The sequence below is a fragment of the Flavobacterium sp. SORGH_AS_0622 genome (genome assembly GCF_030818825.1).
GTDB lineage: Bacteria > Bacteroidota > Bacteroidia > Flavobacteriales > Flavobacteriaceae > Flavobacterium.
In genome coordinates this window covers 2,402,252-2,415,434 of record NZ_JAUTAX010000001.1, presented here as the reverse complement: position 1 = coordinate 2,415,434, position 13,183 = coordinate 2,402,252, and the positions used below count along the sequence as shown (strand labels likewise).

Here is a 13,183-nt window from a genome sequence, read left to right as displayed (position 1 = left end):
CCTATTGCCTAAAGCTTAAAGCTTTAAAGAACCATTTTCTCAATTGGGCAAACCAAAATTCCTTCTGCTCCAACTTCTTTTAACTGGTCGATTACATCCCAAAAAGTATCTTTATCGATTACAGAGTGAACGCTGCTCCATCCTTCCTGCGCCAATGGCAAAACGGTTAAACTTCTTAAAACCGGAAGAATTTTTCCAACAGCATCAATCTTGTCATTTGGAACGTTCATTAAAATGTATTTTGAATTTCTAGCTCTTAAAACTGCCTGAATTCTGAATTTTAAAGTATCAATGTGTTTTTGAATTTCTGGAGAAACTTTTGGAGAAACGGCTAAAACTGCTTCACTTTTCAAGATAACTTCAACTTCTTTTAAATTGTTCTTGAATAAAGTGCTTCCGCTTGAAACGATATCTACAATTGCATCTGCAAGACCAATGTTTGGAGCGATTTCTACAGAACCAGAAATTTGATGAATGTCTACACTTAAACCAAATTTATTAAAATATTCGTTAACTGTATTGGGATAAGAAGTTGCAATACGCAATCCAGCTAAATCTTGTATTGAATTATATTCCAAAGTTTTAGGAACAGCAACAGAAACTTTACATTTTGAGAATCCTAATTTTTGAACCACTTCGATTCCTTTTCCTTTTTCTACCAAAAGATTGTCGCCAACAATGGCTAGATCTACTACTCCATCAATTAAATATTGTGGAATATCTGAATTTCTAAGATACAAAACTTCAAGAGGAAAATTAGAAGCTTCGGCCTTTAGCTGGTCGATTCCGTTGTTGATCGAAATACCGCAGTCTTTTAAGATTTGGATGCTGTCTTCGTTTAAACGACCTGATTTTTGAATTGCAATTTTTAAAGTACTCATTTTTTTAGTTGTTTGTTGGGTTTATAGTTTGAGTACAAAGAGTTAGAATAAAAAAACCCGTTTGATGTACTCAAACGGGTTTTAAAATATGATGATTTACACGCATACCATTAACACATCGCTTGAGAGCAATTATGTAGATGATGATGATGTAATTGAATTGAAATCATGATTGGTTTTGTTTTTTACTTCTTTGATTCGGTTGCAAATATAATAGATAAATTAATTAAAAAGCAATTTTTATTTTAACTTAACTACAGTTTATTGTTAAAAAACATTCTGAAGAGCTTTATAGTTAATAATTTTAAAATTACTTTAACGGATCTTCATATTCCTCAAAAGTCAATAAAACCTGAGTTCCTTTGCCGATTTCACTTTCAATTTTAAATTTAATTTGAAGCAGATCTGTCATTCTTTTTACGATAAACAAACCTAAACCTGTTCCTTTAATTTCAGAATGATTTAAGGAATCTGATCTAAAAAACGGATTCAAAATGGATTCTAAATCTTCTTTCGCAATTCCAATTCCTTGATCTGAAATATTACAGATAATCTTGTGATTTTCTCTGGATAACGAAATTCTAATTTGACTATCATTATTAGAATATTTTACTGCATTCGAAATAATATTTCGGAGAATGGTTACTACTAAATAATTATCAGAATAGGTATAAAATTCTTCAGGAGCATCTAATATAACACTGATATTTCGAGATTTAATTTTCTCTGCATTCAAAGTGAGAACATCTAAAATGACCGCATTTAAATACACATTTTCCCTATTTATATTTTGCTTTTGATTTTCAAAACGCGCCATTAAAAGTAACTGATCCACAAGAGAATTTAAGTGATCTACTTCATTAATACAATAATTAATTTTTTCTTCATATTCTTTGCTGTCACGAGGTTTACGTACTAATACTTCAAGTGTTCCTTTAATAACTGTTAAAGGTGTTCTTAACTCGTGCGAAGCGTCTGATGTAAATTGTTTTTCGCGTTCGATTGCATCTTCTATTCGGTCTAATAAATTATTTATGGTTTTAGAAAGTGTGAATAGTTCGTCTCTAGTTTTTGGAAGAGGAATTCTTGTTTTTAGATTGTCTTTTGTAATAACTCTAGAAGTGTAAATAATGTCATTTATGGGTTTTATACTTCGTCCTGCAAAAAATCGGGCAAGAAAGAATAACAATAAAAGAATTATCGGAAAAGCAATCAATAAGGTATCTAACAAATTTTCAAGCACTTTTGAAGAATCAGAAAGTGACATTGCAATAATTAAATAGCCTATTTTCTTAGTTTTTATGTGAAGTGGAACTTGAATTTGACGAATTTTATTCCCTAATAATTTGGTGTCAAAAAGCTGAAAATGTTCTTTGTTTTCATGAAAGACTAATTTTTCATTCTTTAAATTAGGAGACTTTTCGATTATTTTTTTATTCAAATCCAAAAACTGAACAAAAACAGGATTTACATCAACAGAATTATGTTCTCTTTCCTCCCATTCTTCAGCATCCATCAAAACCACTTTTTTGTTTTCAATCTTGATTTCTTTTAAATGATCCTGAATTTCAATGTTCAAATTTTCATCAATATGATTGTAAACAGTGAGTTTTACAATAAAATAAATAGCTGAGAACGCAACCAGGACCAGCAGTCCTGTTGTTAAAATATAATTTAACGCAATTCTATTTTTAAAGGATAATGATGTCATTTTTCAATCATTGGCTATATAACCAACGCCACGGATAGTTTTTATATAATCTTCTTCAATTTTAAGTTTCAGTTTTTTCCGAATGGCATTCATAAAAACATCAATTACACCAGTGTCATATTCAAAATTTATATCCCATACATCCCTTAAAATCTGATTTCTTGTACAGACTTTTCCTTTATGCTGAATTAAATATGTTAATAATTCGAATTCTCTCTGCGTTAACGAAATCTCTTCTTGATCTTTTAAAACAATATGCTTAGACAAATCCATGCGGATAGTTCCGAGAGTTAATATTTCGGTTTGTTTTTTATTTCTAAAATGAACTTTAATACGCTCTACCAATTCCTCAAAACTAAACGGCTTTTTGATATAGTCATTTGCTCCAGCTTTTAAACCTTCTATTGTTTCCTGAACAGTATCTTTTGCGGTTAAAAAAATAATTGGCGTCGTTTGATCTTTAACCCTAATCGCTTTGCAGAGATCAAGTCCGTTAATTTTTGGAAGCATCCAATCTAAAAGAATCAAATCAAACTTTTGCTCATGGGCCAATTCGAAGCCCTTAGAACCATCATTTGCGGTCGTTACCTGATAACCTTCTTCTTGTAGGCCTTGTTTTAAAAACTGAACAATCCCTAATTCGTCTTCAACTATTAAAATATGCATCTATCGTGTTTAATTTAAGATCCGAATTTAATTTTTCTACATCAAAGATAGGATATTTCCAAATCAGAAATAAGCCAAAATGTCAAAGTATTAAGAAAACCAATATCTTAAGCGAACTTTAAGATAACGTTAAGTAAGGTAAAAGTCTAACTTAATCTGGCGTTAATCAATCGAAAGTAATTTTGTAAAAAATAATTAGATGACTTTTTCCAAAAAACTTTCGCCTTTTTACAATCTTGCCGTATTGTACTTTATTGTAAGTTTGATACTCAGAATTGTCCTTTTTTTTCACCCAATTACACAAAGCTCTTTTACATTCGCTGAAAGCCTCAAAATCTTTACCTTAGGCTTAATTTCAGATTTTTTTGTATTTGTAATAGCTTCAATTTTCCTTTGGCTGTATCTTATTTTTATCTCCAATTCAAAATACAATAAACCTTACGGATATTTTATTCTCGCGGGTTTCGCTTCTTTTTTAATTTATATAGCTTCTGGAAAAAGTATTTTTGATGAATACGGCGGTGCTTTACCAAAAATTGTTTTAATTTTTGTGGCAATTAAAACGACTTTATTTGCCCTGTTTTTATTTTTACCAAAATATCGCACCAAAATTAGATTCTGGCTTTTTGCATTTGTAATTTTTTTATACGTTTTATTGATCCTTCAAAATGCAATAAGTGAGTTTTTCTTTTGGAATGAATTTGGAGTTAAGTACAATTTTATTGCTGTTAATTACCTCATTTACACCAATGAAGTTATAGGTAACATTATGCAGTCTTATCCTGTAATTCCTATATTTTCGGGATTATTTATTATTACTGGAATTATTACATTTTTTATTGTAAAGAATTCCCGAAATTATATTGATGAAATTCCAAGCTTCAACGAAAAACTTAAAATTACAGCTATTTACGGAGCACTATTTGCAGCTTCTTTATTTGCAATTCCAAGCCTAGCTAAAACGGAAAATTCAAAAAATGTATTTGTTAACGAGTTACAATCTAACGGGATTTATAAGTTTTACTTGGCTTTTCAGAATAACAAACTTGATTATTTTAAATTTTATAAAACAATTTCGAACGAAAAAGCTTTTGCACTTTTAAAAGAACAATTTCCGACAATTACTGGAGAAAATACTTTACGTGAAATCAATAATGATTCTATCGAAAAACATAAAAATGTAGTTTTAATTACGGTTGAAAGCTTAAGTGCTGATTTCATGAAAATGTACGGAAACGAACAGAATATCACGCCATTTCTAGATAGCTTAGCACAGGAAAGTTTATTATTTACCAATGTATATGCTGCAGGAAACAGAACGGTACGAGGTCTTGAAGCTGTAACTTTATGCTTGCCTCCTACTGCTGGAGAGAGTGTTGTGAAAAGAGAAGACAATAAAAACAAATTTTCTACTGGTTCTGTTTTTCTTAAAAAAGGTTACAACGTAAAATTCATGTACGGCGGAGATGCTTTTTTCGATAATATGCAGGACTTCTATTCTGGAAACGGTTATCAGATTATTGATAAATCTAACTTTTCTGAAAATGAAATTACTTTTTCGAATGTTTGGGGAGTCTGCGATGAAGACATGTACAACAAAGCTGTAAAAGTTATGAACGCTGAAGCACAGCAGAATAAACCTTTTTTCAATCATATTATGACGGTAAGTAATCACAGGCCGTTTACATATCCTAACAATAAAATTGATATTCCAGGAAATATAAAATCTCGCGACGGCGGCGTAAAATATACCGATTATGCGCTTCGCCAGTTTTTCAACAAAGCTAAAGAACAGCCTTGGTTCAACAATACTGTTTTTGTTATTGTTGCCGATCATTGTGCTTCGAGTGCCGGAAAAACACAACTTCCGTTAGACAAATACAGAATTCCAGCTTTAATTTATTCTCCATATATTAAACCTGAGAAATACACCAAATTAATGTCTCAAATTGATATTATGCCAACATTATTTGGGCTGCTAAATTTTGATTATAAAAGTAAATTTTTCGGGCAGGATGTTTTAAAACCAGATTATCAGCCTAGGGCTTTTATTGCCACTTATCAAGATTTAGGTTTTATAAAAGACAATGTTTTGACAATTTTATCTCCAAAACAACAAATAAAACAATTTCAATTAAAACTTAACCCAAAAGCCGGCATTGCACCTGATTTTCAGATTCATTATGATGAAATCCCGCTAAAATCTGAAAATACGGAGTTGACCAACGAAACAATTTCTTACTATCAATCTGCTTCTTACGTTTTAAAGAAAAAAGAGTACCAGCTTAAAGATTTAGGTTTAACTTTTAAGAACGCTAAATTATACGCAAAGGTTCGATAAAATGCATAAAAAAAGCCTCAAGTTCGACAACTTGAGGCTTTTTTTTATGTTTTGGTTCAACTTGAAACTTGAAACCTTAATTAATCATTTTGGTTTTTCAATCCGAATAAATCTCCTTTTTGATAAAGTTCCCAATCTTCTTTTAAAGCTTTACTGTTTCTTTTTGTAACTTCTGGCGAATCTAAATCACTCAAATCTGGTTTTCCAGCATCTACCCATGCAGTATACCAAAAACTTGCTGTTGCTGTAATCGCCTTTTTCATTTGACTTTCTACCATTCCGTTTAGCTGATCGTGTAGTTTTTTAGCATATTCATCAGCAAAAACAGCTGTATTATATTTGCTTTTCAATACTTTTCCATCAGCATCCATTTTAAAAACTTGGTTTTCTGGTGTAGCTGTTCTTAACTTTTTATCGATATCTAATAAAGGCTGTGCTAAACTGTGTGTATCATTTATCATATCCCAAATTGCTTTGTGAACATCATCATAATGATGAGCATAAGGAACATTTAATTTATAATTCTTAGCAAATAACTCTGGAAGCCTGCTCTCCCAAAGAGAATGAATTCCTTTTTGATCGCTCAATTGCCCGTCATGATTTGCAGAAGTATGCAATGGCATGTGCGCATCGCCAATGTAATGCCCCAAATCTGCCGCCAAAAATAAGATCTCAGCTCTATTTTTATCTTTAAAAGCTTTAGTCAATTTTGCCATCATATCTTCAATATACCAAGGTAAAATTCCGTTATCGCTTAAAAATTTAGCGTCATATTTTTTCTTTGCTTCTTCTAAAGTTTGTGGATAGCTATCAGCTGGACCAAAGTTTTCCATATCAAAATAATGTCTTGGACCTTCGTCTTTATAACTTAAAGCATATTTACGAATATCTGGAACTGAAGCTTCTTGTGTAATAAAATCAATGTGATTGTAAAAGAAAACCTGAAGTGGATGCGGCAATGCCATTACAGCTGCTTTGTTGATTCTTTCGTGACCTACAATTCCCCAGGATAAAGTAAAAAACCCAATGATTAAAGCACAGAACGCAATTAATCTTGGTTTAGATTTGAAGTTTTTCATTTTTGTTTTTGTATTTAGAGGTGCAAATTTACCTTATTTATGGATAATTCAAAGTATAACCGTCTAAGATTATGTAAATTTAATTTTTTGAAATTTTTACACCATATAACTAATATAAGTTCATGTATAAAGATTTTCTTTCGTAAGTTTGTTAATGGACTAAACCTTAAAACCATGCGCTTTACTTTTCTAAATATAATTTTCTTTTTATCGACTGTTTGCTTTGCTCAGGAGAACGAAATCAAACCAAAAAATGTTAGTGATAGTATCTTAAATTCAAAAAGAACAGTTAGATTTTCTGATCCTTTTAATGCGGAAAGAATAATGCAAAAATTGTTTCCTGGTAAATTATATCATCTTAAAGAGAAAAATACATTTGTAAGCTGGACCTGCAAAACTTGTAAACCTGCTCCTTTTGTAGATGTAAATGATGTAGAAGGCGATCAAATGTTCCCTTATTCAAATGGCGTAGCTACAAGACTTCTTGCTAATATTGACTATGCAGATTCTAAAGGAAATCAATTTAAAATATTGGCTTTTAATCATTCTGTTCATGATGAAGATGGCTTACAAACTGGACGTTTTTCCGGCGGTTTGTTAGGTTTAGCAAAATTCGCTAAAAATGGTAACGTCTGGGAAATGAAATCTTTTCAGCCTGGTGTTGCTGCTTTTGGAGCTTTTGCACAATGTCCTACTCCAAAACTTTTACAAATTGGAGAAGATCAATTTGCTTTTACTATTTCGCATATTAATGGCGGTGCCGGTGGCCCGTATGAAGGCTATCTGTATCTTGTGGCTGGCTTTGATGGTAAATATAAACCTATAATGGAAGTTAATGAGTATCAATTAACCAATGTTGCAAGCATAAAATGGACTGGTTCTTATAAAGTTGTTGACGATGCTGCTAAAAAACATTTTAGAGATATTATAGTAAAAACCAACGGTTCTTATAATAAAGACGCAAAAGTCGAAGATGAATTTGAAGCAACACTTCCTGTAGAAATAGCTGAAATGGCCAAAACTAAAAAACAGTTTGATTTTGAAATTGAAAGACGTTTTTCTTTTAAAGGAAAATTTTATAAGATGATAGACAAACCAACTGTCAAATTTTCAAATGTAAAATAGCTTTTAACTCAAGTAAATAATTGAGACTAAAGATAAAACAGCTATAAAGATCCAAAGAAAAACTCCCTGTAATAAAGGCTTTACTCCTACTGCTTTTAAAGTAGAGAAATTTAGAGTTGCACCAATTAAGAATAAAGTAATTGTTAAACCAATTTTAGCTACGCCAACTATATGTGTGGTGAAAGTATTTGTAGAAGGCAAATATGTGTTTACAAGCATAGCCACAATAAATAACCCAATAAAATAAGGGATTTTTATTTTTGTCCCAAAGCTTCTGGATTGCTTATTAAAAACAAAAGCTGTTAAAAGTGATATTGGAATAATCCACAAAGCCCTTGCTAATTTTACTGTTGTTGCCACCTGTAAAGCTTCTGATCCGTATTTATTAGAAGCCCCAACGACCGAACTGGTATCGTGAATTGCAATTGCACACCAAAGTCCGAAATCTTTTTGGGATAAATCTAATTGATGCCCAATAAATGGAAAAACAAATAAGGCAATTGAATTCAGTATAAAAATTACTCCCAAAGCAATTGAAGTCTGATTTTCGTTTGATTTAATTACTGGCGCAATAGCCGCGATTGCACTTCCTCCGCAAATTGCAGTTCCGCAAGAAATTAAATGGGATGTTTTCTTGTCTGTTTGCAGCCATTTACCAATTAAAAAACCAAAAATTAAAGTACTGAAAATTGAAAAAACAGTTAGAATAAAACCTTCTTTTCCTGCTGAAACTGCGCTATGGGCGTTCATTCCGAAACCTAAACCCACAACTGAAAACTGCAGTAAAAATGTGATTGCTTTGTGATTGAATTGAACAAATGGATTTCCGAAAACATTCACAATTATGACTCCTAATAAAAGTGCAATTGGCGGAGAAATGATTGAGAATAAGCACAACAAAATTACTAAAGCAAAAAGCGCCTGCTGTAATGAATGATTAATTTCGAATAATTGTGTTGCTGTATGTTGTTTTGTTTTCAAAATAAAGTAATTGATATTTATATTGCAAAGTTCTGTCGTTTAAGCCATAAATACCAATCGTAAATTGCAATTGACTATAACTTTAAGTTATAGTGAGATGCAATATTTTGAATAAACAATTCTGATAACGAATCTGATTTTCCAACTAAAGTAATGATATAAAAGAATCTTTCTATTGCTAATTTTTGGACATCTAGAACTATTAATTCTTTGTTTAGCAATTCTTTATTTACGGCATGAATCGACATAAATGCAAAGCAATCAGAGTTTAACAAATACGACTTTATACTTTCTGTACTTCCTAACTGCATTTCAATTTGTAAATCTGAAAATTTCAAACCTGCTTTTTTCAATGCAAATTCTATAACTTCAAGTGTTCCAGATCCACGTTCGCGAGTTATAAATTTCATTGATTTTAAATCGTTTACTGAAATTTCATTTTGCTTCACTAACGGATTTTTACTATTGCAGACCAAAACCAATTCGTCTTTTAAAAACGGAATGTATTTTATGGATTGATTTTTAGACTGCCCTTCAACAATTCCAATTTCAATTTCTTTATTGATTAGGGCGTTTTCGATTTGTTCAGTATTTCCATTCAGTAGATTGACTTTTATGTCTTTTTGCTTTTGATGAAAACTAGCTAAAATTGGAGAAATTATGTATTGCGAAATTGTCGTACTTGCTCCCAGCCTCAATAAACCTTGACGTTCTTTGTTGAATGAACTCATTTCAAAATCTATTTCTCGGTAAATATCAAAAATACTTTTAGTGTATTTTAATAGAGTTTTCCCAGCTGGTGTTAAGGCTATTTTAGAACCATTTCGTTCAAAAAGTTTGGTTTTGTAGGTTTCTTCGAGTTCCTGAATATGTTTGGAAACTGCCGGCTGTGTAATATACAATTCTGTTGCCGCTTTAGTAAAATTAAGGCGGAGCGCAACGGTGTAGAAAACTTTTAGCCTGAAGTCCATGTTTATAGTTTATTTTGTTTCATGTTTAAAGTTTCAAGTTATACGTATTATAAGCTTTGAAACTTTGGCACTATGAACGTCTCACCTTAATTAAAGCAAACCATTATACTTCCTTACAAACCATTCTGTAGTCAATAAAACGGCAATCAATATCAATAACCAAACCCAGTCAATGATAGGAGTTTTAGTAGAAATGTTTTTTTCGATTGATTTGTATTCGTTATTCTCTAAAAGTGTGTTAATCAAATTATCAGCTTGATTTTCAAAAAAGGCTTTTCCTCCAGTTTGCTGTGCTAGTTGCTGTAACTTTTGAACATCTGGATTTACAAATTGTTTTTCGATATCAAAATCTAAAATCTCAAAATGACTTGCGTATGAAGTATTTGAATTTAATTCTTTTACCGTAAAATTATATTTTCCTGCTGGAAGTCCTTCTAAAGTAGCCGAAAAAGAATTGCTTCCTTTCAATAAATCGTAGTTTTTTGTTTGTTTAGTCACAGCATTTACAACACTTATGGTAAGTCTGGCTTTTTCGTCAAACTCATAATTTTTATTGAAATATTGCGCATTGATGATAATCTCTTCTCCAGAATTGTAAAAACTTTCGTGCGTTACAGCCAAAGATTTCTTGGAAGTTGTTGAAGCTAAATATTGAATTATTTTATCAATAAAAATATCATATTTTTCAAATGACTGATTGTCAACATGACTTTGCAAACGCCATTTCCAGCTGTTTTCTCCTAAAAGAAAAGCGGTTCTTTTTCCCTGATTTTCGGCGAAAGCCAATAATGGAGCATTTGTAGAAACGTTTCTAATTTTTGATGAAAGTAAAACAGATACATTTCCGTTTGTACTAACATTTCCGAACAAATTCTGTAAAGGCGGGAAATTTTCAAAACCAATATTATCGATTGCAAATAAGTTGAAATCTGGTTTGAATTCGCAGAGAAAATCTTCTCTTTGATTACTCATTTTAAAGATTAAATTATTCTGCTGTTGGTTTAAGAAATTAAAATCTGTGTTATTTCCTGTTATAATAAACGTGTTTGTTGATGCTAATTTATTATTATCAAAAATTGACTTAAAAGCCGTTGTTGGCTGATATAAAACCAAAACCGAAATGTCTTGTAACTCATTAATTTGATTTGGTTTAACTAATATTACCTTACGTTGCGCATTAACCTCGATCGAACGTTTTAATGATGCAATATCTGGATGATTTATAGCCGAAACAATTGCAATAGTTGACTTTTGATCTATTATTTCGACTGCAAAATTTTTGATATTGTTGTAGCTATTTTTTTCTTTTGAAGAAGATTGAATGCTGGCTTTATAAATCTGCAATCCTACTTTATCTGCTGGCAAAAGCAAGTTTAAAGAAGCTGTTTTTTTTGAAGGAGAAAATGAAAGTTTCTCTTTTGCTACAATTGTATTTCCCTGTGAAATAGTAAATTCTGCATTCGCAGCTTTGTTGCCTGCATATTGTAGAAAAACTTCGACAGGAAATTTATTTTTATGAAAAGCGTATTTGTTTACGTTAAGCTGATTGATTTTTAAATCAAAAAATGTAGTTGTATCTCCCACAACTAAAGGATAAACTTTATTAACAGGATCAAAACGATATACATAATCATTTCCTGTAGTTTGATTTCCGTCGGTAATTATAACCGTTGGGAAAATCAGATTTTTATTGATACTTTTTAAGTTCTTTGCTGCTTCGTCTAAATTGGTTTGATTTCCTTTAAAATCAAATTTATCTGAAGTTTTAAAATCGTTATCAAATTGATAGGATTGAATTTCAAACTTTTCTTTTAATGCAGGGTTTGAAATTAATTTTTGATAAAGTTCAACCGCCTTTTTATCTGACTTTAAAGCTGCAATAGAACTCGAATTATCTACGACAATTGCTAAAGGCGTTTTTGTTATTTCCAGCGAACTCTTAGAAATTATTGGATTTATGAGTAAAACCAATAGCCCAAAAATCGCCAGGAAACGTAAAAAAGCCAAAAGTATAACCACATTGGATTTACTTTTGGCTTTATAAAAATATTGAAAGTACGATAAACCACCAGCAATTACTAAAGAAAGCAATAATAAAAGAATCGTGTTTGTCGTCATATTTATTTAGTATTCAGTAACAGTTTACGGTCATCAGATTTAAAAAGTCAATTATTTGACTAAAGTGTTCAGCTTTATCCTAGAATCAGAATAGACTGAATACTAAAACCTTTGAACCTTTGCAACTTAGTAACTCAGTACCTTAGGTTAACATTCCTCCGCAAACATTAAGAACTTGACCAGTAATATAACCGCTCATGTCTGAAGCTAAGAAAAGACAAGCATTTGCTACATCTTCTGGACTTCCTCCACGTTTCAACGGAATACCTTCTCTCCATCCTTTTACTACATCTTCAGATAATTTTGCAGTCATTTCAGTTTCAATAAATCCTGGCGCGATTGCATTGCAGCGAATGTTACGAGAACCTAATTCTAGAGCTACAGATTTAGTAAAACCAATTGCACCAGCTTTAGAAGCGGCATAATTTGTTTGTCCAGCGTTTCCAGAAACTCCAACTACAGAACTAATGTTGATGATTGAACCTGCTCTTTGTTTCAAGAAAGTTTTTTGAATCGCTTTTGTCATATTAAAAACCGATTTCAAGTTTACATCAATTACTTGGTCGAAATCTGCCTCGGACATACGCATTAACAAATTGTCTTTTGTGATTCCGGCATTGTTGATTAAGATATCTACAGTTCCAAAATCTGCTAAAACAGCATCAACAAAAGTTTGAGCCTCATTAAAATCTGCTGCATTAGATTGATAACCTTTTGCTTTAACGCCTAAACTATTTAGTTCTGCTTCTAATGCTTCTGCAGAAGCTGCAGATGAGCTGTATGTAAAAGCAACGTTTGCTCCATGTTTAGCAAAAACTTCAGCAATTCCTTTTCCGATTCCACGGCTTGCACCAGTAATTATTGCAACTTTTCCTTCTAGTAATTTCATATTAAGGTATTCGTTTTTATTTTTTGAAATACAAATATAGAGTATTTGGGCGTTTAATAAAATTTGTAATACAAAAATTGGCTTAGATTTTTCTTTATTCATAAAACAAAAAAACAGCTCAATAAATGAGCTGTTCTCCCAAAATAAAAAAATAAAACTAAAATTCTTATATATGATTTTGCTTTGTTATGGCGAACATAATTATAAGAACTACAGCCATAATCATCATTCTGTTTACTGATTCTGAAAGCTTTTTAATTCTTTCAGCTTTATCATTTTTTCTTTGTTTACTAACATCCAATATAATGTATAGTGTAACCATTGCAATCGATAAATAAAGGTAAGATCTCACATAATCTCTAAAAAATCCTGAAATAGTGAGAAGTAAAATACCCCATAATAAAAAGATTAGATTAAGAGG

10 protein-coding genes are annotated in these 13,183 nt (G+C 31.3%); 2 read left to right on the top strand and 8 right to left on the bottom strand.

Annotated elements, in window-relative coordinates; translation table 11 throughout:
* Positions 1-23: 23 nt before the first annotated feature.
* From hisG to QE431_RS10460, 3 genes are all read right to left on the bottom strand, one after another.
* Positions 24-881 carry an ATP phosphoribosyltransferase gene (hisG, locus tag QE431_RS10470; RefSeq protein WP_057118009.1) on the bottom strand — a complete coding sequence of 286 codons (858 nt, stop codon included), beginning with the start codon at positions 879-881 and terminating at the stop codon, positions 24-26.
* A 310-nt stretch (positions 882-1,191) separates the two neighbouring features.
* The gene (locus QE431_RS10465) at positions 1,192-2,592 is read right to left on the bottom strand and encodes a HAMP domain-containing sensor histidine kinase (protein ID WP_307295525.1); all 1,401 of its coding nucleotides are present in this window, start codon (positions 2,590-2,592) and stop codon (positions 1,192-1,194) included.
* Between the two features lie 3 nt (positions 2,593-2,595).
* Positions 2,596-3,258, bottom strand: a complete 663-nt coding sequence (locus QE431_RS10460) for a response regulator transcription factor (protein WP_057118011.1) — start codon at positions 3,256-3,258, stop codon at positions 2,596-2,598.
* 199 nt (positions 3,259-3,457) lie between these two features.
* On the opposite strand from QE431_RS10460, the gene QE431_RS10455 reads away from it, so the two are divergent.
* Entirely contained in the window at positions 3,458-5,599 is a 2,142-nt protein-coding gene (locus tag QE431_RS10455; RefSeq protein ID WP_307295523.1) for an alkaline phosphatase family protein, read from the top strand.
* Positions 5,600-5,679: 80 nt separating this feature from the next.
* On the opposite strand, the gene QE431_RS10450 is transcribed toward QE431_RS10455, so the two are convergent.
* On the bottom strand, positions 5,680-6,678 hold the full coding sequence (locus QE431_RS10450; protein WP_281865624.1) for a zinc dependent phospholipase C family protein: 999 nt from the start codon (positions 6,676-6,678) through the stop codon (positions 5,680-5,682).
* Positions 6,679-7,002: 324 nt separating this feature from the next.
* On the opposite strand from QE431_RS10450, the gene QE431_RS10445 reads away from it, so the two are divergent.
* A complete protein-coding gene (locus QE431_RS10445) occupies positions 7,003-7,803 on the top strand; it encodes a hypothetical protein (RefSeq protein ID WP_307295519.1) in 801 nt (266 codons plus the stop codon).
* A 3-nt stretch (positions 7,804-7,806) separates the two neighbouring features.
* On the opposite strand, the gene QE431_RS10440 is transcribed toward QE431_RS10445, so the two are convergent.
* The 4 genes from QE431_RS10440 to fabG form a co-directional block, all read right to left on the bottom strand.
* Positions 7,807-8,784 carry a YeiH family protein gene (locus QE431_RS10440; RefSeq protein ID WP_307295517.1) on the bottom strand — a complete coding sequence of 326 codons (978 nt, stop codon included), beginning with the start codon at positions 8,782-8,784 and terminating at the stop codon, positions 7,807-7,809.
* A gap of 74 nt (positions 8,785-8,858) precedes the next feature.
* Positions 8,859-9,755: a LysR family transcriptional regulator gene (locus tag QE431_RS10435; protein ID WP_307295515.1), complete on the bottom strand. Its 897-nt coding sequence runs from the start codon at positions 9,753-9,755 to the stop codon at positions 8,859-8,861.
* A gap of 90 nt (positions 9,756-9,845) precedes the next feature.
* A complete protein-coding gene (locus QE431_RS10430; protein WP_307295513.1) occupies positions 9,846-11,873 on the bottom strand; it encodes a hypothetical protein in 2,028 nt (675 codons plus the stop codon).
* 142 nt (positions 11,874-12,015) lie between these two features.
* Complete coding sequence (gene fabG / locus QE431_RS10425) at positions 12,016-12,762, bottom strand: 3-oxoacyl-[acyl-carrier-protein] reductase (protein WP_057119779.1); 747 nt, start codon at positions 12,760-12,762, stop codon at positions 12,016-12,018.
* Positions 12,763-13,183: the final 421 nt, after the last annotated feature.